Below are 21334 nucleotides of genomic sequence, written 5' to 3'. Positions count from 1 at the left end.
CTTACTTGACCAGCCCTGCGTCCTTGAGGATCGCGCCGATGCGGGTCTTTTCCTCGCCCAGGAAGGCCACGAAGTCGTCACCCGCAAGGAAGGCGTCTTCCCAGCCCTGCTTGGCCAGGGTGTCCTTCCAGGCCGGCCCCTCGTGCATCTTGGAGAAGCGGTCCAGCCACATGGCGCGGCCTTCGTCAGACATGCCCGGCGCGCCGACGATGCCGCGCCAGTTGCCCACCACGACGTTCAGCCCGGCCTCTTTCAGGCTGGGGGCGTCGATGCCGTCCACCCGGCCTTCCGAGGTGACCGCGATGATGCGGATGCGGCCGGCGTCGGCCATCGGCTTGAACTCGGACACGCCCGAGACGGCCACGGCCAGGGCGCCGCCGCCCAGCGCGGTGACGGTCTCGGCACCGCTGTCATAGGGGATGTAGTTCAGCTTCGACGGGTCCAGCCCGCTTTCCTTGGCGACCAGCGCCATCACGATATGGTCCACCCCCCCGGCCGAGCCGCCGCCGATGGCGACTGCGCCCAGGTCGGCCTTCATCGCGGCCACCAGGTCGTCGACGGTCTGGATGGGCGACTCGGGCGGCACTGCCACCACGCCGGTGTCGTTGGTCAGCCGCACCAGCGGCGTCACGTCGTCCAGCGTGACGGGCGAGTTGTTCAACAGGATGCCGCCGACCATGATGACGCCCATCGACATCACCGCGTTGTCGTTGCCCTGGTTGGCGCCGACGAATTCGGCTAGGCCGATGGTGCCGCCCGCACCGCCCTTGTTGGTGAAGGTCGCGCCGTCGCTGAAGATGCCGTCGGCCGCCATCGCCTCGAACGGCAGGCGCGCGGTGGCGTCATAGCCGCCGCCCGCACCGCCCGGCGCCATCACCACCGCCGGATCGGCCTGCGCCGCCGACAGCCCGGCCAGCGTGACCGCCGCAGCGGCCGCGAAAATCGTTCTGATCATTGTTGTTTCCTCCCTTTCGGTTTTCGCACTCTGCCCCCTGCATCGCGGCCGGGCAAGCCTTGCGAACGGAAACGCCGCCGCTCAATCGATCTGCAATTCCTCCAGCAGGCAGGCCCAGCCCGCGCCGTGCATGTCGCGGTCGGCGCGGGTGCCCTGCACCACCGGGCGCGGGACCGAGAACTTGACCACGTTCAACGATGCGATGTCGAAGCGTTTCAGCAATTGCCGGTCCACCCCGAACAGCCGCGCCACCGCCTCATCGCGCAAACCCTTGCGGACCCGGTCATAGACCGCCGGGGTGTCGCAGAAGACGTCGATGGTCAGCCAGAACGGCCCGGCGTTCTTGGACCGCACCTTGCTGACCAACTGTCCCAGCTCAGGCATGGCCGACCTCGTGGACGTCCAGCACGAAGGCCTCCATCGGGTCATCCAGCTCCATCACGTGGTTCAGGCAGAATTCGTACAGCGCCCCGCGCTGCATCTCTGCCGGCGAGAACGGGAAGGCGAAGGTCGGCATCGGCTCGTCCTCGGTCAGCGGATGGTGCAGGAGATAGGGGTTCAGCATCTTGGCCGCCTCGGCCGCCTGTTCCGCCGTGGGGCAGGTGACGATGCCCAGCACCCCGACCTCGAGCGGCATCTCGTGCCGGGTCTCCAGCGCGCCCAGCGTGGCATCCATCCCGATCAGCCGCAGTTCGACGGCGAATTCCTCGGCTGCAAGACCCATGCGTGCGCGGATCTTCTGGCAGACCTGCGCCGTCACGTCCGCCGCCCAGGCCCTGGCGTTCTGCACATAGCGGCGGTCGCGGATCACCGCCAGGCCCACCGCCTGGTGGCCCACCACCCGCGCGCCCTCCAGCTTGACGGTGTAGCGCCCGGGCACCCAGCGAGAGCCCTCCACCCGCACCCGCCGCCCGTCCAGCGCCCGGTAGTCCGAACCCGTCACGTCCAGATGCCCGCCGGGTTCATACAGGATGAAGGGATCGGAGTTTTCGTACAGCATGTGCGCCGAGACCGTGTAGGGCGTGGCCGCCGCCTCGGGCAGCATCGGTTCCACGGTGAAGCCGGTGGCGTCGAAGTCGATCTGGATCACGCCGGAATTCGGGTGCGTCGTCGCCAGCGCCCCGCATTCGCCCACCTTGGCGCCGTGCCAGGCCGCGCCCGCATGGTCGCCCCGCAGGATCGGCAGCGCGGCGATGATCGCGGTATCGGTGGTGCGCCCGGCAATAACGATGTCGGCCCCGGTGGCCAGCGCCGCGGCCACCTGCTCCACCCCCGCCAGCGCCACGATGTTGGTGCAGGCGTCGATCACGCCGTCCGAGATCTCGGGCGCGGCCGGCAATGCCCGCACCCGGCCCGCCGCCAGCGCCGCCTTGACCCGCCCGGCCGGCTGGCCCGACCGCAGGGTCGCAACGCGCGCCCGCATCCCGTCCTCCGCCGCGATCTCGCGGGTGATGTCCAGAAGCCAGTCCACCGCCGCATCCGCGCCGCAGGTGCCCGCGGTGCCGATCACCAGCGGCACCCCCGCCGCCGCCCGCGCCTGCATCAGCTCGCGCCATTCCGCCTTGGTCGCGGCGCGGGAATACTTCGACACCCCCAACCCCAGGTAGGACGGCCCGCTGTCGGTGGACCCGCCGTCCACGGCAATGATGTCTGGCCGCATCGCCACGCCACGGTCCAGCGCGGCGCGGTCATAGCCCAGCCCCAGGGCCCCCGTCGGCACCAGCACCCGTGTCATCCCCGTCCCTCCTGTTGCAGCCCGTCTGCCACCCGTCCGGCAAAGGCCGCCGTCCCCAGCGGTCCGCCCAGATCGGCCGTCCGCCCCGCCGGTTCGGCCAGCGCCGCCTGTGCCAGTCTTGGCGCGCCATGCCGCCCCGCCATCCAGCGCAGCAGCATCGCCGCCGACAGGATCAGCGCGGTCGGGTTGGCCCGGTCCTGCCCCGCAATGTCGGGGGCCGAGCCGTGCTGCGCCTGCGCCACGCAAATCCCGTCGCCCTGGCTGATCGAGCCGCCCGGGCCAAGGCTGCCAGGCAATTCCGCCGCTTCGTCCGACAGGATGTCACCAAACATGTTCGTCGTCACGATCACGTCGAAGCGGTCGGGCTGGCGGATCAGCAGTGCCGCCGCAGCATCGACGATCACCTCGTCCAGTTGAACGACCGGGTAGCCTTGCGCCACCTTGCGCACTTCGCGCAGGAACAGCCCGTCCGACAGCTTCAGCCCGATGTCGGCCATCTCAAGCTCTGGCCCCAGGCCCATCGCGGCATCGGCGGCGTGCAACACCTGCAGCGTCGCCTGGGTGATCTCGGGGCCGATGCCGTCACCGGGCAGGATCAGGAGACGCATGCAAGCCTTCCCTCACAAGGATGGCACTTTGAGCTTGCGAAAGGCCATACGACGCAGCCCGGGCTTTTGCAAGCGCAAAGAACCACCAGCTTGGCAGGACGCCGCGGATATGCGACAAGGCCCTGTCGTCCGGTCGAAGGTCCCTCCGGTGTCAGCCATCGCCAGCAGCCTTGCCCAGCAGATCGCCCGCCTGATCCAGGCCGAGGGCCTCGCCGAAGGCGACGCGCTGACCGAACGCAGCCTCGCCGCCCGCTTCGATGTCTCGCGCTCGCCGGTCCGCGGTGCCTTGCGCGACCTGGAACGCGCCGGCGTGCTGCGCCCGGCCGACCGCGACGGCTATCGCCTGGCCGACCCGGCCGCCGCAGCGGCGCTGGCCGTTGCCCCGACGGAACCGGACGAGGATGAAGCGGTCTACCTTGCCATCGCCCGCGACCGGCTGGCCGGGCAGGTGCCCGACCGGATCAGCGAGAACGCGCTTCTGCGCCTGTACGGCATCACCCGGCCACGGCTGCAGGCGCTGCTGCGCCGGATGTCCAAGGAAGGCTGGGTCGAACGGCTGCCCGGCAACGGCTGGCGTTTCCTTCCGGTGCTGACCTCGATGGAAACCTACCGGCAAAGCTACACGTTCCGGCAGGCCATCGAACCGGCCGCCCTGCGCGATCCCGGCTTCCGCGCCAATGTGCCGGACCTGACACGCCACCTCGACCAGCAGCGCCGCCTTGTCGCCGGCGAGGTGCTGGCGATCTCGGCCGTTCAGCTGTTCCAGATCAACAGCGACCTGCACGAGGCGATTGCACAGTGCAGCGGCAACGCCTTCTTCATCGATGCGTTGCGCCGGGTGAACCGGCTGCGGCGGCTGATCGAATACCGCCTGACGGTCGACCGCGAACAGGCCCGCCTGCGCTGCGCCGAGCATGTCCGCATCCTGGAACTGGTGTTGGCCGGGCGCACCGCCGACGCCGCTGACGAGATGCAACGCCACCTTGCGGCCCTGGGGCCGATCAAGGCCCCAACCGCCCTGCCCGACACTCTGCCGGTCTAGGCCGCACCAGCACTGCGGGCGGTGGCTTGCCGATCAGGTCCCGGCCGAGGCTTCAGCCCGTCCGGCCGCGCTCGATCCGCAGGAACTGCATCAGCCGCGATTTGCCGGCCTCGCCGCGCGGCCGCCGCCAGGTTTCGCGGGCCGTCCGCGCCAGCCGCAGGAAATGCTTCACCCGCTCGCCGGTCGTGGCCTTGCGATGGTCTGCCAGATGCTTCGACATTGGGTGTCCTCCTAAGGCTACGGGAGGCAGACCCTAGCACGATTCGCCGCTTGGCCCCACCCCGTCATCCTGCAGTTGCGAAAGCCGGCCCACGGCCCAGCGTGCCGCCTCTGCCACCACCGGGTCGGAATCCCCCAGCAGCACTGCCGCCACCGGCGCCAGCGTCGCCCGGCCCGAGTTCCCGATGGCATAAAGCACGTTGCGCACCAGCCGGTTACGCCCGATCCGCTTGACCGGAGACCCGGCAAACCGTGCCCGGAACGCCGCATCGTCCAGCCCCGCCAGATCGGCCAGATCCGGCAGGCCGATGCGCGGGGCATAGCCGATCTCGCGCGCCGCCACCGCGAACTTGTTCCACGGGCAGACCGCCAGGCAGTCGTCGCAGCCATAGATGCGGTTGCCCATCAGACCCCGCAGGCCCTCGTCCACCGGCCCCGCATGCTCGATCGTCAGATAGGAAATGCAGCGCCGGGCATCCAGCTGGTAGGGCGCCGGAAAGGCCGCCGTCGGGCAGATGTCCAGACAGGCGGTGCAACTACCGCAATGGCTGACCTCGGGCGCATCGGGCTCCAGCTCCAGCGTGGTGAAGATCGCCCCCAGGAAGACCCAGTTCCCAAGGCCCTTGCCCAGCAGATTGGTATGCTTGCCCTGCCACCCCAGCCCCGCCGCCTGTGCCAGCGGCTTCTCCATCACCGGAGCGGTATCGACAAACACCTTGATCTCTGCGCCGGTCTCGGCCACCAGCCAGCGCCCCAGCCGCTTGAGCCGCCGCTTCACCAGGTCGTGGTAATCCTTCCCCTGGGCATAACAACTCACCACCCCCCGATCGGGTTGTGCCAACCCCGCCAAAGGGTCGCCCTCCGGCGTGTAGGCCTCGGCCAGCATCACCACCGACCGCGCCCCGGGCCACAGCGCCGCGGGCGACCCTCGCCAGCCCTCGCGCGCCTCCATCCAGCCCATCTGCCCGTGCCGCCCCGCCGCCAGGAAGTCACGCAGCCGCCCCGCCGCCCCGGGCACCGCGTCAGGACGACAAACCCCCATGGCCGAGAACCCCTCCGCCAGGGCCTGCTCTCGCAAACGCTGCTTCATCTTGGCCCAAATACCCCGGGGGCCGGGGCAGCGCCCCGGGGGCCGGGATCAGAAATCCAGGTCGGCATAATGCGCCGGCGGCGGAAACCCCGGCACCTGGTCGGCCAGCAAGGGCCGGAAACTCGGCCGCGACTTGATCTTGGCATACCAGTCCTTCACCACCGCATGCCGGTTCCAGTCCACATCGCTGATGTAGTCCAGGCTCGACAGATGCGCCGCCGCGGTGAAATCGGCCAGAGTCATCTCGTTCCCGGCGAGCCAGCGCCGCTGGTCCAGAAGCCAGGCCAGATAGTCTAGATGATACTTGATCCGGCTCGCCCCGGCCTTGACATTCTTCGAATCCGGATAGCCTTGGCCGGTGATCTTCTTGTTCACCCGCTCATACAGCAGCTTCGATGTCACCTCGGCGTGGAACTTGTCGTCGAACCAGGCGCACAACCGTCGCACCTCATAGCGCGCATCCGGGTCGCGCGGCATCAGAGCGGGGCTGGGCACCGTCTCTTCCAGATATTCGCAGATCGCCTGGCTTTCGCTGAAGGTCCGGCTCTCCATCCGCAGTACCGGCACCTTGCCCGCCGGGTTGCGGCGCAGGAAATCGGGCGAGGGCTCCCAATAGCGCTCCTCGACCAATTCCACCTCGATCTTCTTTTCGGCCAAGGTCAGCCGGACCTTGCGGCAGAACGGCGACAATGGAACGTGGTACAGACGGATCATGCGCGGCTTTCCCGGGGTGTTCCCTCTTTCCTAGCCGCGCCCGCGGGGCTGTTTCAATCCCCGCGCGGGGTCAGCCCTCGAAACAAGCGGATCTGCCGTCGGCAGCAATGGTCTCTGCCCCCGACATGATCGACCGCGTGCGCCGCTTGACCACCGGGCCGGGCTTGGCGGCATCGCGCGTCTTCGGGTCGGGCAGCACCGCGGCCAGACGCGCCGCCTGCAGCGCGGTCAGGTCCCTGGCATCGACGCCAAAGTAATGTTGTGCCGCCGCCTGCACACCGAACACGCCCTCGTCGAATTCGACCACGTTCAGGTACACGTGCAGGATGCGCCGCTTGGTCCAGACCAGCTCGACCGCCGGGGTCAGCGCCGCTTCCATCGCCTTGCGCAGGTAATTCCGGCCGTGCCAGAGATAGACATTCTTCACCAGCTGCTGGCTGATGGTCGAGGCGCCGCGATTGCCGCCCTCTTCGATCGCCTCGCGGATGGCGGCCATGTCAAAGCCCCAGTGCAGGCAGAAATTCGCATCCTCTGCCGCCACGACCGACCGCGCCATCACCGGCGCGATCTCGTCCCAGCCGACCCAGTCCTTCTCGATCCCGCCCAGCCGGAACCGCTCGCCCATCTGGTACAAGTTGATCGGCGGCGGCACCATCGCAAAGGTCAGGATCAGAACCGCGTAGAAAGCTGCGATGCCCGCCGCGATTCGCCCCGCCCAGCGCAGCCCCTTGCGCCAGCCCTTCTCGGGCACAGGCGCGGCCTCGGCGTCGGGGGCATCCCCCGTCTTCGCCTTCCTGGCCCTGGGCTTTTTCGCTGCGGTCTCGACCATGCGCGACCTTAGGCCCCAAGCCCGCGCCGGGGTCAAGCCCGCGGGGCCGCGCCAAAGTCACGCGCCAGCCTTGGCCCGCGTATTGCCGCCCAGTTGCGGATCGGCCGCGCCCAGGCTTTCGGCCTTTTCCAGCACCGCCTTCAGCTTGGCCTCCATCTCGTCGGTCAGCGAGGTCTGGATGACCCGCCCCTTCGCGCGGAACTTGTCCAGCCGGGCCAGCAGCTTGTCCGCCGTCATCTTGCGGATCAGAACCGCCACCGCCGACTGGCCCTTGTCCAGCGACTTGCCCACATCCTTGAGGAAATCGTCGTTGATGCCCACGTCCACCAGCGCGCCCGACAGGGCACCGGCACCAGCCCCGGCCGCCGCCCCCAAAAGCGGGTTCAGGAACAGAAGGCCGATCAGCATGCCCCACATGCCGCCGCCCACGGCGCCCGCCGCGGTCATGTTCACCGCCTGGTGCAGCTTGACCTCGCCCGCCTCGTTGCGGGTGACCACGACCGCATCCTCCATCTCGACCAGATAGTCCTTCTGCAACCGCACCAGTTCGGCGCGGGCCTCGAAGGCGGTGGCTTCATCGGAAAAGGCGACGATCACAAGGTCCGACATGGCAATCCTCCTGCGCACCGCGGCCCTACGCCCGGCGCTCTGCATTCCCTAACGCAAGGATGTGACGCCGGTTCCCTCGCCCGCCAGAAGATGAAGGGCCCCCGCGCGGGGGGCCTTCACCTTATTCCGCCGGCACCTTCACCGGCTCGTCCGACAAGGGGTGCGCCAACAGCGGCACCATCTCTTTCGGGCAGACCTGCAGGAAGTTGCGCTTCTCGCTCTCCCACTCGGCCAGCAGCCTTTGGGCCAGTTTAGAGCCTGTTTCCGCCGCGTGCCGCTCGACCAGACCCTTCAGCTGCGCCTCCCAATGCGGGTGGCCCAGGGCGCAGGTCAGGATCGATTCTAGGTTCATGAAGTCTTCGGCCACGCCCTTGGGGTCGTAGACATAGGCCATGCCCCCGGTCATCCCGGCGCCGAAGTTGGCGCCGATCCGGCCCAAGATCACCGCCACGCCGCCGGTCATGTATTCGCAGCCGTTCGACCCGCAGCCCTCGACCACCACCTTCGCGCCGCTGTTGCGCACCGCAAACCGTTCCCCCGCGCGGCCCGCCGCGAACAGGAAACCATCGGTCGCGCCATACAGCACCGTGTTGCCGACGATGGTATTGTCGCAGGCCGTCAGCGGCGACGACATCAGCGGCCGGACCGAGATGGTGCCGCCCGACAACCCCTTGCCGACATAGTCGTTGGCGTCGCCCATCACTTCAAGCTTCAGGCCCCGCACGCCGAAGGCGCCCAGACTTTGCCCGCAAGACCCGGTCAGCTTGACCGTCAGATGATCCGGCTGAAGGCTGTTCTTCATGCCGAACTTCTTGACGATGTGGCTGGAGGCCCGCGTTCCGATGGTCCGATGCGTGTTTCGCACCGCATAGGAAAGCTGCATCTTCTCGCCGTCTTCAAAGAAGCGGTGGCCGTCCTTGATGATCTCGGCGTCCAGCGTGTCGGGCACCGCATTGCGCGGCTTCGACCGGTCATAGGTGATCCGGTTGCTGCCATCGACGCTGATCAGCAAGGGGTTCAGGTCCAGATCGTCCAGGTCGGCATGGCCGCGGCTGACCTGGGTCAAGAGGTCGGCCCGGCCGATGATCTCGTCCATCGACCGCGCGCCGATCTGCGCCAGGATCTCGCGCACCTCTTGCGCGTAGAAGGTGATCAGGTTCACCACCTTGTCCGCCGACCCGCTGAACTTGGCCCGCAGCGCCTCGTTCTGGGTGCAGACGCCCACCGGGCAGGTGTTCGACTGGCACTGGCGCACCATGATGCAGCCCATGGCGATCAGCGCCGCGGTGCCGATGCCGTATTCCTCGGCCCCCATCATGGCCGCCATGACGATGTCGCGGCCGGTGCGCAGGCCGCCGTCGGTGCGCAGCGTCACCCGCTCGCGCAGGTTGTTCATCGCCAGCACCTGATGCGCCTCGGTCAGGCCCATTTCCCAGGGCAGACCGGCGAACTTGATGCTGGTCGCGGGGCTGGCCCCGGTGCCGCCGTTGTGCCCCGAGATCAGGATCACGTCGGCCTTGGCCTTGGCCACCCCCGCCGCGATGGTGCCCACGCCGGAGGCCGCCACCAGCTTGACCGTCACCTTGGCCCGCGGGTTGATCTGCTTGAGGTCATAGATCAGCTGCGCCAGGTCTTCGATGGAATAGATGTCATGGTGCGGCGGGGGCGAGATCAGCGTCACCCCCGGCGTGGAATGCCGCAACCGCGCGATCAGCGCCGTGACCTTCATCCCCGGCAACTGCCCGCCTTCGCCGGGCTTCGCCCCTTGGGCGACCTTGATCTCAAGCTCTTCGCAGGCGTTCAGGTATTCCGCCGTCACGCCGAACCGACCACTGGCGACCTGCTTGATCTTGGCCGAAGGGTTGTCGCCGTTCGGTTCCGGCACGAAATGCGCCGGGTCTTCGCCGCCCTCGCCGCTGTCGCTCTTGGCGCCGATGCGGTTCATCGCCACGTTCAGCGTCTTGTGCGCCTCGGGGGACAGGGCGCCAAGGCTCATCCCCGGCGTGACAAAGCGCTTGCGGATACTGGTGATCGACTCGACTTCTTCAATGGGAACCGGCTTGCCCAGCGCCTTGATGTCCAGAAGGTCGCGCAGGTGAATCGGCGGGTACGCCCGCATCGCCGCGGTGAACTGCTTCCACATGTCGAAGCTGGCCTTCTCGCAGGCCGTTTGCAGCATATGCATCGTCTGGGCTTCCCAGGCGTGCTTTTCGCCCGACCGCCGCGCCTTGTAGAAGCCGCCGATCGGCAGCACGTCCTGCCCGCCGCGCCAGCCCTTGGCGTGGACCTCTTCCAGCTTGGCCTCAACCCCATGCAGGCCGATGCCGGAAATGCGGCTCTGCATTCCCGGGAAATACTCGGCCACCATGGCGCGGCTCAGACCCACCGCCTCGAAGTTCAGCCCGCCGCGGTAGGACGACACAACCGAGATTCCCATCTTCGACATGATCTTCAACAGCCCGGCGTCGATCGCCTCGCGATAGCGGCGCATGGCGTCTTCAAGGCTGCCATCCAGCAAGCCGCGCGCAATCCGGTCGGCAATCGAATCCTGCGCCAGATAGGCGTTGACCGTGGTCGCCCCCGACCCGATCAGCACCGCAAAGTAATGCGCGTCGATGCATTCCGCCGACCGCACGTTGATGGAACAGAACGTCCGCAGCCCCTTGCGCGTCAGCCAGGAATGCACCGCGCTGGTGGCCAGGATCATCGGCATTCCCACCTTGTCCGGCCCCTGATGCTCATCCGTCAGCACCAGTTGGCCCGCGCCCGACCGGACGGCATCTTCCGCCTCGGTGCGGATACGCTCCAGCGCCTTTGCCAGGTCGTCATGGCTGGGGCCGACCGGGAAGGTGCAGTCGATGAACGCCACCTGTGCCCCGAACCGCTGCACCAGCACGTCGAATTCGGCATTGGCGATGAACGGGCTTTCCAGCACCAGAATCTCGCTCTGGCTGTATTTCTCGTCCAGCACGTTGCGCAGGTTGCCAAAGCGGGTCTTCAGGCTCATCACCCGGCCTTCGCGCAGGCTGTCGATGGGCGGGTTGGTCACCTGGCTGAAGTTCTGCCGGAAGTAGTGGCTCAGCGGCCGATAGACCTTGGACAAGACCGCCGGTGGCGTGTCGTCGCCCATCGAGGCCAGCACTTCCTTGCCGTCCTCGGCCATCGGCGCCAGGATCGTCTCAAGGTCTTCGATGGTGAAGCCCGCCGCGATCTGCCGCTTGCGCAGCTCGGCGCCGGTGTAGGACACCTTCTCGGGCACATCACGCAGGGCGGCGTTCAGATCGACGATCTTGCCCACCCATTCGCCATAGGGCATGAGGCCGGCCAGCCGGTCCTTGATCTCGGTGTCGTGGTACAGCTTGCCTTCGGCCATATCGACCGCGATCATCTGCCCCGGGCCCAGCGCGCCCTTTTCGATCACCGTGGTCTCGTCCACCGGCACCATCCCGGCCTCAGACCCGGCAATCAGCATCCCGTCGCCAGTGACCACATAGCGCATCGGGCGCAACCCGTTGCGGTCAAGCCCGCCGCAGACCCAGCGGCCATCGGTCATTGCCAGCGCGGCCGGGCCATCCCAGGGCTCGATCACAGAATTGCAGTAGGAATACATGTCGGCCCAGGCCTTGGGCATGTTGGTGGTGGCCTTCGACCAGGCTTCCGGCACCAGCATGGTCTTGGCCATCGGCGCCGACCGCCCCGACCGAACCAGCACCTCGAACACCGCGTCCAGCGCGCCGCTGTCGCTGGTGCCCGAAGGGATGATCGGCTTGATATCCTCGGCCGCATCGCCGAACGCCGATGACGCCATCCGAATCTCGTGGCTCTTCATCCAGTTGACGTTGCCCTTCAGCGTGTTGATCTCGCCGTTATGGGCCAGCATGCGGAACGGCTGCGCCAGCCACCACTGCGGGAAGGTGTTGGTGGAATAGCGCTGGTGATAGATCGCGAAGGCGCTCTCGAACCGCTCATCCTCAAGGTCCGGATAGAAGGTGCTCACCTGCTCGGCCAGCATCATCCCCTTGTAGATGATGCTGCGGCACGACAGGCTACACAGGTACATCCCCTGGATGCCCGCCGCCGTTGCCGCCTTCTCGATCCGCCGCCGGATGATGTACAGCTCGCGCTCGAACTGCTCTTGTCCGATGTCCTTCTCGCAGCGGATCAGGATCTGCTCGATCTCGGGCCGCGTCGCATTGGCCTTCTCGCCCAAAACCGAGATGTCCACCGGCACATGCCGCCAGCCATAGATGTAATGCCCCATCCGCAGGACTTCCGTCTCGACGATGGTCCGGCAGCGTTCCTGCGCGCCAAAGTCCGTGCGCGGCAGGAACACCTGGCCCACGGCGATCAGCTTCTTCATGTCGGGCTCATGCCCGGTGCGGCGGATCACGTCGTAGAAGAGCCGCACCGGGATTTGCACATGGATGCCGGCACCGTCACCGGTCTTGCCATCGGCGTCCACCGCGCCGCGGTGCCAGACCGCCTTCAGCGCCATGATGCCGTTTTCGACCACCTTGCGCGACGGCGTGCCCGACAGCGAAACCACCAGACCCACGCCGCAGGACGAATGCTCGTCCTCGGTCCTGTAAAGCCCGTTCGCGTCCAGCCAGGCACGCTTTTCCTCTTCGGCCCGGACCCAGGCTTCGTCATGCTTCATCATGGATTTGTCCTTTCATTCGCTGGCCAGAACGGGGAACTTCGCAACGCAGTCCGCCCGGGTCATCACGTTCCGATCTTCGCCCGCATAAGAGAAACTGTCGGGCTTGTGGTCGATCCAGATTTCATTCGTCATGTTGAGGCCGTTCGGATCGTCGAACAGGCCGATGGGAATCTCATAGGCGTCTGCATAGGGTCCCTCGGCCGTAACGCGGAAATAGACGCCCGAGCCACAGTCGCGGCACCAGGCGCGCATCGCCCAGGCGCTGGTCTGGCGGGTGGCGATGCTGTCGGCCCCGACCCAGTTGACGTTGCCTTCCGGCACCGTGATGCCCAGCAGCGCCGAACCGGTCCAGCGCCGGCACATCTCGCAGTGGCAGGCGCCGAAATTCGTGCCCGACAGTCGCGCGGCAAAGCGCACGGCGCCGCAAAGACAGCCGCCGGCGCGGATGTCAGAAGACACGATCGCCCTCCTGCGGCCAGGTCAGCGACAGCACCGCGTCGCAGTCGAAGATCGGCTGCGTCGCACCGAACCCCTTGTCTCCGGGAAAGGCAAAGTCCATCGGCCGGCCGTCGCTGGGCAGCCACTGGCCGTCGCCAAGGTCTGTCTCGCCGGGCCCGGCGAAGAACAACCGCATGTCACGGCTGATATACTCGTTGCCGCGCGACCGGCGCAGCACGTTCCCGAAATCGTCCGTCTCGGTATAGTCGAACTCGGTCTGCTCAAGGGTCTGGCCGTCGATCACCACGGTCTTGCCGGTGAGCCGGTCTGCCCCGGTCACGTTGGAATGCGTGCCGTCGTCGCGGGTCAGGCCGAAGGCGTAGGTGTCCACGCCGGTCGCCAGCAACTCGCTGAAGCTGGCCGGGTCTTCCGCGCCCGGATCAAGCACTTGCCGGACGGTCGGGTTGAGGTCGAAGCTCTCAACCCATTCTGCTTCGCTGTTGATGTGCGACTGGAAATACATCCCCTCCTGGTCGAAGTCGGCACGCCACTGGTCGCCGGCCGGATCGCCCGCGCAACGGTAGTGGTTGGAAACCCGGCAGGCCTTGGACTGCACGGTCATGAACAGCTCGCAGCCTTCCGGCGGGGTCCAGCTGCCAGCCAGCGCCGGCGCCGCCATCACGGCCGCCAGAAGGGCGAAAGCGATTGTCTTCGTCATGGCGGGCCTCCCTTTCGAACTACGTCAAACGTGCTGACCTTGGGGTTTTCCCGTGTCGGCGCAGGTACGGCGGATTGCCATACGTCCGCCTTACGCGGGCGATTTGTCATTCCTACATCATTCCGCAGCGGCCTGGGCCGGCTGCGCCAGGTAGGTCAGGATCGCCTCGGCAGCTTCTCGCCCGTCGCGGATGGCCCAGACCACCAGGCTTGCCCCGCGCACGATGTCGCCCACGGCATAGACGCCGGGCAGGTTGGTCGCGTGGCTGCGGAAATCCGCCTTGATGGTCCCCCAGCGGGTGGTCGCCAGGTCCCTGACCCCCCAGAGGGCGGGAATTTCCTCTGGCTCGAAGCCCAGCGCCTGCACCACCAGGTCGGCAGGCTCGACGTAGTCCGCGCCCTCGATCACCTCGGGCGACTGGCGGCCGCTGCTGTCGGGCGCGCCCAGCCGCATTTTCTGGACGATGACGCCCTCGACCTCGGTGCCGCCGGTGAACCCGCGCGGGGCGGTCAGCCAGACGAAGTCCACGCCTTCCTCCTCGGCATTCTGCACCTCGCGCTGCGAACCGGGCATATTGGCCCGATCGCGCCGGTAAAGGCACTTCACGCTCAGCGCGCCCTGGCGGATGGCGGTGCGGACGCAGTCCATCGCGGTGTCGCCACCGCCGATCACCACCACGCGCTTGCCCATCGCGTTCAGGTCTCCGCTGTCAAAGGCCGGCACCTCGTCGCCAAAGCTCTTGCGGTTGCTGGCAGTCAGGTAGTCCAGCGCCTTGACGATACCGCGCGCGCCCGATCCGGGGCATTCGATGTCGCGCGACCTGTAGACGCCGGTGGCGATGACCACAGCATCATGCTGACCGCGGATGGCGTCGAAGGTCAGGTCGGTGCCGACGCTGCAATTCAGCACGAAGGTCACCCCGGCCTCCTGCAACTGGGTGACGCGCTGCATCACGATATGCTTTTCCAGCTTGAAGCCGGGAATGCCATAGGTCAGCAGGCCCCCCGCGCGGTCATAGCGGTCATAGACCGTGACCTGCACGCCCGCCCGGCGCAGCACGTCGGCCGCGGCCAGGCCGCCCGGTCCGGCGCCGATGATGCCCACGCTTTCGGGGCGTTCCATCGCCGGCCGGATCGGCTTGACCCAGCCTTCCTCCCAGGCGGTGTCGGTGAGGTATTTCTCGACCGCGCCGATGGTGACGGTGCCGTGGCCCGACTGCTCGATGACGCAGTTGCCTTCGCACAGGCGGTCCTGCGGGCAGATGCGGCCGCAGATTTCCGGGAAGGTGTTGGTGGCCTGGCTCAGCTCGTAGGCCTCTTGCAGCCGGCCCTCGGCGGTGAGGCGCAGCCAGTCGGGAATGTTGTTGTGCAGCGGGCAATGCGACTGGCAATAGGGCACGCCGCACTGGCTGCAGCGGCTGGCCTGCTCGGCGGCCTTCTGGGCGGCGAACTCGCGGTAGATCTCGTCGAAATCCCGGGTGCGCAAGGATGCGTCGCGCTTCTCGGGCGTTTCCTTCCCAAGCGTCACGAATTTCAACATCTTCTGCGTGGCCATGGCGCCGCCTTCCCTGCAAGACTTCCGGGCGCGCCTTCCTACTGCCAAGGCTTTCGAAAGAAAAGTCACTCATACTGACCTAATTTAAGGAAATTCGCCAGCTTTGGCCGGATTGGCGCCTATGTCGCAGGAAATTAGGTCAGATTGGTTTCCAGACCGATCTAGAACCCTGCCAGAAGAGCCCCCAGCGCAGCGGTTCCGACGATGATTCGCCACCAGCCGAACACGGCATAGCCGTTGCGGCCGACGTACCCCAGCACCCAGCGCACAACCAGGGCGGCGGTCACGAAGGCCACCGCAAAGCCCATGGCGATCTGCCAGACTTCGCCGAAATCCAGCACGTGGCGGTTCTTGAGCAGGTCATAGACCACCGCCGCCCCCATGGTCGGCAGGCTGAGCAGAAACGAGAATTCCGCCGCCGCGCGCTTTTCCACGCCCATCAGCAGCGCGCCCACGATGGTCGCGCCCGACCGCGACACACCCGGCACCATTGCCAGACATTGGCAAAGGCCGATCGCCAGCGACTTGCCGAACGGCAGCGCCAGCGCGTCGGTATGGCGGACCGGGGGCACGAACCGGTCAATCACCAGCAGGACCACGCCGCCCAGGATCAACAGGACGGCGATCAGCATCGGCGTCTCGAACAGCACGTTCTTGATGAAACCATGCGCCAGAAGGCCGATCACGACCGCCGGCAGAAAGGCCAGCAGCACCGAGACGATGGCCCGCCGCGCCGAATCCTCGGTCCGGGCCGCAAGAAACAACTGCGTCAACTTCGCCGCATAGACCGAGAAAAGCGCCAGGATCGCGCCCAGCTGGATCACCACTTCGAAGGTCTTTCCCTTCGACTCGAAGCCCAGGAAGTGCCCCGCCAGCAGCAGGTGTCCGGTCGAAGACACCGGGATGAATTCGGTCAGGCCCTCAAGAAGGCCCAGGAAAGCGGCGGTCACTGTCTGGTCCATATCCTCACCGGTCGCGGAAACGGTCCGCGCGGACTGCTCCGTCTGCCTGCACCAAGCCGAGCGTCTTCGCCTTTTGCCCGCGCCGCCACGGCCACCAGCCCATCCATGCCGGCCTTCAGTGCGGTTTCAGGTCGGTCCAGCCGCAGGCCCGGCGGCGTATCCTTGCCGGAAAGGCGCATCAAGCAACGTTGTGCGAACAGCGCATCAGGCTGGCCGAACGACGCAGCGTCCCGAGCCACAATCGGCGCGGCGACAAGCACAAGCCCGACCGTGCCGCCCCGCATCACATCTTCTTCAGGTTCTTGGCCGAATCCTTGATGGCCGCGAACTGCCCCGAAGGCCGATACCGCCACAGGTATTCCGGCAGCACCGTCTCCATCGCCGTCGGTTCGATCCCCAGCTCTGCCAGGCCCTTGGCGCCGGGGCTGACGACGTTCGGCACCCGCAGGCTTCGCAACTGGTCGCGGGTGATGATGCCGTTGCGCAGCACCCCGCCCGAGAAGAACTCGATCAGGTCGAAGGCCAGGGCCACCGGAAAGATGACGAAGCCCGGCATATTGATCACCGCCCGCCGGCGCTGGATCACCCCCAGCATCTTCTTCAGCAGGTTGCGGAACGTGGCCACCTCCGGCCCGCCCAGTTCGTAGATGCCAGGCTCTGCCTGGCCCAGCGCGCCCTTGACCGCCGCCCGCGCCACATCGTCCACATACACCGGCTGGAACCGGGTCTCGGACCGGGCCACCGGAATATAGGCCCAGGTCCGGCCCATTTCGGCGAAGCGGTTGAAGAAGTTGTCCTCGGGCCCGAAGATCACCGAGGGGCGCAGGATCACCGCCTGCGGAAAGGCCTCGCGCACTGCGGCCTCGCCAGCGGCCTTGGACTGGCCGTAAAGCGAGGGGCTGCGCGCGTCGGCGCCCAAGGCCGAGATATGGACCAGCCGCTGCACGCCTTCTTCGGCCGCGATACGGGCGATGCGGGCCGGGGCGCGAACATGGATCATGTGAAAGCTGTTGTTGCCGCGCCTGTCGAAGGTGCCGACGCAGTTCACCACGGCCTCGGCGCCTTGCGTTACCGCGCGCACGCTGTCGTCGTCGCGGATGTTGCAGAACACCGGCTCGACCTGGCCCGGCGTGCCATAGGACTTGACGAAAAGTGCTTCGTTCGGGCGGCGGACGGCGACCCGCACGCGCCAGCCTTCCCTGGCCATCCGGCGCGCGATGTAGCGGCCGACAAATCCCGAACCGCCAAAGATGGTGACCAGTCTGGACATGCGAAGGGCTCCCGCAAGGGCATCGAGCGTTGCCCGTTTCAATAGCGGCGCGGACCGGGGCCAGCAAGGCAAAAGCCTGCGAGGAAAATTGCGTTTTCGGCGCGCAACCCCCTGTTGACACTGTCGCGCCTCGCCTTTACATCGCCCCTCACGACATCGCCCAGATGGCGGAATTGGTAGACGCGCTGGTTTCAGGTACCAGTGCCGCAAGGCGTGGAGGTTCGAGTCCTCTTCTGGGCACCATAGACGCCAAAAAAAACCCGCAATCATAAGTGGTTGCGGGGTTTTTTCTTTTGGAATCCCCCTTTGCGTCCCCCTTTGCGGCCACGTTGGCTCAGTCCCCTGTAGCCGACGGGAAGTCTTGGGGTCGACTAGTGGCTGACAGCTTTTGCCTACAACGGAACGTCGATCTCGACTGGCTGTTGAACCGCTATGCTGATCGGGGTGTGGAGGTCGATATCCACGCGCCGGGCCTTCAGCGTGACCACCAGCGCATAGCGGGACTTCCTATTGACTACTTTCGGCCTCGCCCGGTCACGCCACCAACCGCCAACAGGCTTGATGCACAGACGATCTCGCCCCAGAAGATCAATCGCCGGTCCGCTCCACGTATCACAGTGCAGAGAGCCCGCTGAGATGCTGTCGGGGCCAAGCAGCCAACGACTATCGTCTGCGTGCGCCATGCCGCCGATGCGCGGGTCCTCGCGCTCAGAAGCATTCACACGACGCTTGAAGGCGTCGATAGTTTCACCTTTTCGGCGAAGATCAAACCGAAGGCCGAATGACTGATACCGTTGTGGGTCAACATTTGCTGAGAACCCGGGGTTCGGGTCTACGAAGTACGACAGAGTCACCTTAAGGTCGATCTGTTCGTTGCCCAACTGTTCAAGGATTTCTGTCGGCAACGGGAGTTCGTAATAATGACACTCGTTGAACTTTCGCTGCCCCTGCAAACGAAAGGGCTGAATTTCGGATTGAGCAATGAGCGCAACCTGATCACGCGCCGAAGCAGTCGCGCGCTCAAAATCGGGAACACCGTAGCCGAAACGGCGCACCAGCGCATAACGTTCCCGCAAGCCCGGCTGAGCATTGAAAGCCGAACGCATCTTATCCGTGTATTCAGCACTATGAACCATAAGAGCTCTGATCATCTCAGGCCAGTATTCAGGATGGTCCGCAGCGATACGTGCCGCAATTCGCGCTCCTTGCGCCGTTGCAGCGCTAGTCGCATCGAATGGCACTAAGGGAAGCCTGTCAACTTCCCGGCCAGTGCTAAGTAGGCAAAGCGAATCAACAGTCAGAATGTCGTTGCGCCCAGGGCTGACCGCACGATTACCAGCTTCTAGCACCAGCTCCGGTTTGAATGGGGACCGCCCCGGCAACCAGCCTACAGAAGTCCGGCTGTGTGGACTAAGGCTTCCGACTTCCGCCAATGGACTCCAATCTTCATATCCCGCGTCCGTAACCGTCGAGAGCTCTGTGTATCCACCGATGGTAACTGCGTTCCAGGCTTGTGATGGGTCTTCTGCTGGATAAGCATCTTGGCCTAGCCATTCCGCCATGCGCAGAACCGGCTCCGTGTTGCCAGTTGACAGTACGAAGAGACGGCGCGGCGCGCCGTCGTCGTCGTCGTCGTCGTCACCGATCATTGTCCCCGCAGCGGCTTGGTCAATCGCTGCGCTCCAAGTTGAGGGGTGAGCACCAGAGACACCGTCGTTCGTTATCGCCATACAATAAATGCGGAATCGTTCAACTGCCGCGATCTCTGCAATCGCCACTGCGGCCTGAGTTATCGGACCGTATGAGTTAGGGTTACTCGCGTCGGCTCCGTGCGGCGGGAGGAGTTTCACAGATTCAAGGCGGTGCCTCAGAATCCGAACTTCGGTGTCTGCTAGCTGGGCTACTAAATCACCGTGCAAGGCGATCCCTGCCATAGCGGTACCATGGCCCTCGTGATCGTCCGAACCCCAATCGGAATCATAGGTGTGAAGGTCGTCCGGGCCAATCGCGGGCTCCAGAAGTGCATGTCCACGATTTACCCCTGTGTCGAGCAGGCAAACCGCGGGTACCTCAGTTCCAGGCCATTCGATGCGGCTAGCAAGGTCATCTGACCAATCGTGCTGCGCCTCACGAACGTCGTCCATAAAGAAAACGGGGTTGTCGGTTGCACGGCGCAATTCACCAATCACACCTGTTGCAAACATCATCAGTTCTATAGCGGCGCGAGTTGCCCATACCGGCACGACGGCGACTTCAGGAAAGTACAGGCGTCGATCAACTGCCGCAGCACGCAAGCCAAGCCTTTCACATGTGCTATCCAAAGCTTGTTCATTGCTCCGCTCAGTCCAAATTGCCCACCACATCTGGTGCTGCGGATCAGCAGGCAGAGCAGCCGGATCATCGGTCCAAAGTGTTTCCAAACGCGCCCGACGAAATGCTTCAATTGGCTCCACTTTTGCCGACTGTGGTGGCTTGCCAGCTGGAGTAAGGGGACCAGCACGGTAATCATTCAGAATGGCCGTTAAAGCGACACGCGCATGGTCAGGCACATAGAGAGCAATTAAGCGGCCTTCAGGGACGTCCTGAACTGCCGTCGACTTAATCCCCTTCGTCTTCAAATCGAGTCCATCCGGTTTAGTTCGCCGTTGAAGCTCGACTTCAATATAGGTGCCCGTTGGCGGTGGCAGGCGATCATCTAGAACGCGGTCCAAATCGGAAGCTGTCAGCGCCGCGTTCAGTTCATTCAGCAGACGCGCCCCATGCGCTTGCCTTATGCGAGTTGAGCTGGACCCACCACCACCCTGACCAGCGTAATCTGTCGAGGTGACGAATGCCGAAATGTCAATGTGTGGGAGAGAGAAACGTGTCGCCATTCCTCAAGATTTCGCGTCATTCAAAAATGCGCTACGCATTTCACTTCTTTCCCGAATACGCAGCAGGAGATCATCTGTCGATACAGCTTGGCGCTCGGCAAGAATTGCGCTCTTTACGGCGTCATCGACTGCACGCGCCAATTCTGATTGGCTAAGGCCGGTGGCAGAATCCACAATCCTCCCCCATGCAAGTCTCGGTGCCTTCATAGGACGAAGGTTCATCAGTACAATTTCTTTGATTTGCTCCTCTGTCGGTACATCAAACTCAAGAACTTGATCGTAGCGGCGCAACAGAGCTCGGTCCAAAAGAGAGGGATGGTTCGTCGCACAAATTATTACGCTGTCGGTTGCCGTATCTTCCTCCATAAACTGGAGAAAAGAGTTCAGCACACGGCGCATTTCCGCCACATCGTTTGAAGATGTGCGGTGACCGCCCACCGCATCGAATTCATCGAAAAGATACACGCCCCGTCGCTTAGCTGTTTCGTCGAAGATCAGTCGCAGCTTCGCTGCTGTATCTCCCATAAAGCGGGTAATCAGGCCTTCGAGACGGATAACGAACAAGGGGAGGTGTAGTTCGCCTGCGAATGCTTCTGCCGACATTGTTTTGCCTGAACCGGGCGGACCGACAAACAGCAGGCGTCGGCTAGGAACCTTTCCATGCTCGCGCAGCCAGTCCCGCTTACGCTGCTGAAGCAGAACGTCATTCAGTCGAAGCTGTAAGCGCTCACCCAAAACCACATCTTTAAGCCTGTAACGCGGCTCACGAAGCTCCAGCAGGCCCTCTAAGTTGCCACGTGGCGCACCGAATGCGACGGCGACTGATGCGCCCCGAGACTTTTTGGCACGGGCCCGCTCGATCTCTGCGCGGATTTCTTCGGCTGTACTCTTGTGTCCTTGACGTGCCTCAGAGGCGGCTACCTGCAGGGCAATCGAGTAGAACGTATCGTCGTCGCCTTCGACACGACTTCGTAGCAGCGCCAGAATTTGCTTAGTGCTCGACACGCTGCCTCTCCATTTTGAGAGACGTTACTACAAGTGCTCCCGGTGCCGAAAGC

The 21334-nt window shown here is 65.1% G+C and carries 18 protein-coding genes and 1 tRNA gene; 2 read left to right on the top strand and 17 right to left on the bottom strand.

The window, feature by feature from the left end; translation table 11 throughout:
- Position 1: 1 nt before the first annotated feature.
- From LHP98_RS08260 to LHP98_RS08245, 4 genes are all read right to left on the bottom strand, one after another.
- The gene (locus LHP98_RS08260) at positions 2–955 is read right to left on the bottom strand and encodes a tripartite tricarboxylate transporter substrate binding protein (RefSeq protein ID WP_227252037.1); all 954 of its coding nucleotides are present in this window, start codon (positions 953–955) and stop codon (positions 2–4) included.
- A gap of 81 nt (positions 956–1036) precedes the next feature.
- Positions 1037–1339 carry a DUF4387 family protein gene (locus tag LHP98_RS08255; protein ID WP_227252036.1) on the bottom strand — a complete coding sequence of 101 codons (303 nt, stop codon included), beginning with the start codon at positions 1337–1339 and terminating at the stop codon, positions 1037–1039.
- On the bottom strand, positions 1332–2690 hold the full coding sequence (locus LHP98_RS08250; RefSeq protein ID WP_227252035.1) for an acyclic terpene utilization AtuA family protein: 1359 nt from the start codon (positions 2688–2690) through the stop codon (positions 1332–1334). The genes LHP98_RS08255 and LHP98_RS08250 overlap by 8 nt, the downstream gene beginning before the upstream one ends.
- Complete coding sequence (locus LHP98_RS08245) at positions 2687–3298, bottom strand: isocitrate/isopropylmalate family dehydrogenase (RefSeq protein WP_227252034.1); 612 nt, start codon at positions 3296–3298, stop codon at positions 2687–2689. Before LHP98_RS08245 ends, LHP98_RS08250 begins: the two co-directional genes overlap by 4 nt.
- Positions 3299–3446: 148 nt before the next feature.
- Between LHP98_RS08245 and LHP98_RS08240 the strand changes: the two genes are divergently transcribed.
- The gene (locus tag LHP98_RS08240) at positions 3447–4340 is read left to right on the top strand and encodes a GntR family transcriptional regulator (RefSeq protein ID WP_227252033.1); all 894 of its coding nucleotides are present in this window, start codon (positions 3447–3449) and stop codon (positions 4338–4340) included.
- Positions 4341–4392: 52 nt separating this feature from the next.
- Here the strand turns inward: LHP98_RS08240 and LHP98_RS08235 are convergent, their stop codons facing one another.
- The 11 genes from LHP98_RS08235 to LHP98_RS08185 all read right to left on the bottom strand — a co-directional run bounded on the left by LHP98_RS08235 (position 4393) and on the right by LHP98_RS08185 (position 17403).
- Positions 4393–4560 carry a hypothetical protein gene (locus LHP98_RS08235; RefSeq protein WP_227252032.1) on the bottom strand — a complete coding sequence of 56 codons (168 nt, stop codon included), beginning with the start codon at positions 4558–4560 and terminating at the stop codon, positions 4393–4395.
- A gap of 33 nt (positions 4561–4593) precedes the next feature.
- On the bottom strand, positions 4594–5649 hold the full coding sequence (queG, locus tag LHP98_RS08230) for a tRNA epoxyqueuosine(34) reductase QueG (protein ID WP_227252031.1): 1056 nt from the start codon (positions 5647–5649) through the stop codon (positions 4594–4596).
- A 48-nt stretch (positions 5650–5697) separates the two neighbouring features.
- Positions 5698–6363, bottom strand: a complete 666-nt coding sequence (locus LHP98_RS08225) for a glutathione S-transferase family protein (RefSeq protein ID WP_227252030.1) — start codon at positions 6361–6363, stop codon at positions 5698–5700.
- A 70-nt stretch (positions 6364–6433) separates the two neighbouring features.
- A complete protein-coding gene (mtgA, locus tag LHP98_RS08220) occupies positions 6434–7192 on the bottom strand; it encodes a monofunctional biosynthetic peptidoglycan transglycosylase (RefSeq protein ID WP_227252029.1) in 759 nt (252 codons plus the stop codon).
- 57 nt (positions 7193–7249) lie between these two features.
- Positions 7250–7801 (bottom strand): DUF1269 domain-containing protein, encoded by a 552-nt coding sequence (locus LHP98_RS08215; protein ID WP_227252028.1) that lies wholly within the window; start codon positions 7799–7801, stop codon positions 7250–7252.
- Positions 7802–7922: 121 nt separating this feature from the next.
- Positions 7923–12461: a glutamate synthase large subunit gene (gltB, locus tag LHP98_RS08210; protein ID WP_227252027.1), complete on the bottom strand. Its 4539-nt coding sequence runs from the start codon at positions 12459–12461 to the stop codon at positions 7923–7925.
- A 12-nt stretch (positions 12462–12473) separates the two neighbouring features.
- Positions 12474–12920: a GFA family protein gene (locus LHP98_RS08205; RefSeq protein WP_227252026.1), complete on the bottom strand. Its 447-nt coding sequence runs from the start codon at positions 12918–12920 to the stop codon at positions 12474–12476.
- Entirely contained in the window at positions 12910–13617 is a 708-nt protein-coding gene (locus tag LHP98_RS08200; RefSeq protein WP_227252025.1) for a hypothetical protein, read from the bottom strand. The genes LHP98_RS08205 and LHP98_RS08200 overlap by 11 nt, the downstream gene beginning before the upstream one ends.
- Before the next feature lie 117 nt (positions 13618–13734).
- On the bottom strand, positions 13735–15171 hold the full coding sequence (locus LHP98_RS08195) for an NAD(P)-dependent oxidoreductase (RefSeq protein WP_227252024.1): 1437 nt from the start codon (positions 15169–15171) through the stop codon (positions 13735–13737).
- A gap of 161 nt (positions 15172–15332) precedes the next feature.
- Positions 15333–16133 carry an undecaprenyl-diphosphate phosphatase gene (locus LHP98_RS08190; RefSeq protein WP_227252023.1) on the bottom strand — a complete coding sequence of 267 codons (801 nt, stop codon included), beginning with the start codon at positions 16131–16133 and terminating at the stop codon, positions 15333–15335.
- Between the two features lie 283 nt (positions 16134–16416).
- Positions 16417–17403, bottom strand: coding sequence for a complex I NDUFA9 subunit family protein (locus LHP98_RS08185; protein WP_227252022.1), 987 nt, complete (start codon positions 17401–17403; stop codon positions 16417–16419).
- Positions 17404–17561: 158 nt separating this feature from the next.
- On the opposite strand from LHP98_RS08185, the gene LHP98_RS08180 reads away from it, so the two are divergent.
- Positions 17562–17646: transfer RNA gene (locus tag LHP98_RS08180), tRNA-Leu, on the top strand.
- Positions 17647–17795: 149 nt separating this feature from the next.
- Here the strand turns inward: LHP98_RS08180 and LHP98_RS08175 are convergent.
- On the bottom strand, positions 17796–20276 hold the full coding sequence (locus LHP98_RS08175) for a S8 family peptidase (protein ID WP_227252021.1): 2481 nt from the start codon (positions 20274–20276) through the stop codon (positions 17796–17798).
- A 3-nt stretch (positions 20277–20279) separates the two neighbouring features.
- Positions 20280–21281 carry an AAA family ATPase gene (locus LHP98_RS08170; protein WP_227252020.1) on the bottom strand — a complete coding sequence of 334 codons (1002 nt, stop codon included), beginning with the start codon at positions 21279–21281 and terminating at the stop codon, positions 20280–20282.
- Positions 21282–21334: the final 53 nt, after the last annotated feature.

Source organism: Rhodobacter sp. Har01, assembly GCF_020564565.1.
Lineage (GTDB): Bacteria > Pseudomonadota > Alphaproteobacteria > Rhodobacterales > Rhodobacteraceae > Pseudogemmobacter.
Note: the sequence above shows the minus strand (reverse complement) of the source record. Positions and strands in the feature narration are given on the sequence as shown.

Bases quoted from the DNA above. Each gene is read 5' to 3' on its own strand.
- LHP98_RS08260 (WP_227252037.1), bottom strand. From the start codon at position 955: ATGATCAGAACGATTTTCGCGGCCGCTGCGGCGGTCACGCTGGCCGGG.
- LHP98_RS08255 (WP_227252036.1), bottom strand. From the start codon at position 1,339: ATGCCTGAGCTGGGACAGTTGGTCAGCAAGGTGCGGTCCAAGAACGCC.
- LHP98_RS08250 (WP_227252035.1), bottom strand. From the start codon at position 2,690: ATGACACGGGTGCTGGTGCCGACGGGGGCCCTGGGGCTGGGCTATGAC.
- LHP98_RS08245 (WP_227252034.1), bottom strand. From the start codon at position 3,298: ATGCGTCTCCTGATCCTGCCCGGTGACGGCATCGGCCCCGAGATCACC.
- LHP98_RS08235 (WP_227252032.1), bottom strand. From the start codon at position 4,560: ATGTCGAAGCATCTGGCAGACCATCGCAAGGCCACGACCGGCGAGCGG.
- queG (WP_227252031.1), bottom strand. From the start codon at position 5,649: ATGAAGCAGCGTTTGCGAGAGCAGGCCCTGGCGGAGGGGTTCTCGGCC.
- LHP98_RS08225 (WP_227252030.1), bottom strand. From the start codon at position 6,363: ATGATCCGTCTGTACCACGTTCCATTGTCGCCGTTCTGCCGCAAGGTC.
- mtgA (WP_227252029.1), bottom strand. From the start codon at position 7,192: ATGGTCGAGACCGCAGCGAAAAAGCCCAGGGCCAGGAAGGCGAAGACG.
- LHP98_RS08215 (WP_227252028.1), bottom strand. From the start codon at position 7,801: ATGTCGGACCTTGTGATCGTCGCCTTTTCCGATGAAGCCACCGCCTTC.
- gltB (WP_227252027.1), bottom strand. From the start codon at position 12,461: ATGATGAAGCATGACGAAGCCTGGGTCCGGGCCGAAGAGGAAAAGCGT.
- LHP98_RS08200 (WP_227252025.1), bottom strand. From the start codon at position 13,617: ATGACGAAGACAATCGCTTTCGCCCTTCTGGCGGCCGTGATGGCGGCG.
- LHP98_RS08195 (WP_227252024.1), bottom strand. From the start codon at position 15,171: ATGGCCACGCAGAAGATGTTGAAATTCGTGACGCTTGGGAAGGAAACG.
- LHP98_RS08190 (WP_227252023.1), bottom strand. From the start codon at position 16,133: ATGGACCAGACAGTGACCGCCGCTTTCCTGGGCCTTCTTGAGGGCCTG.
- LHP98_RS08185 (WP_227252022.1), bottom strand. From the start codon at position 17,403: ATGTCCAGACTGGTCACCATCTTTGGCGGTTCGGGATTTGTCGGCCGC.
- LHP98_RS08175 (WP_227252021.1), bottom strand. From the start codon at position 20,276: ATGGCGACACGTTTCTCTCTCCCACACATTGACATTTCGGCATTCGTC.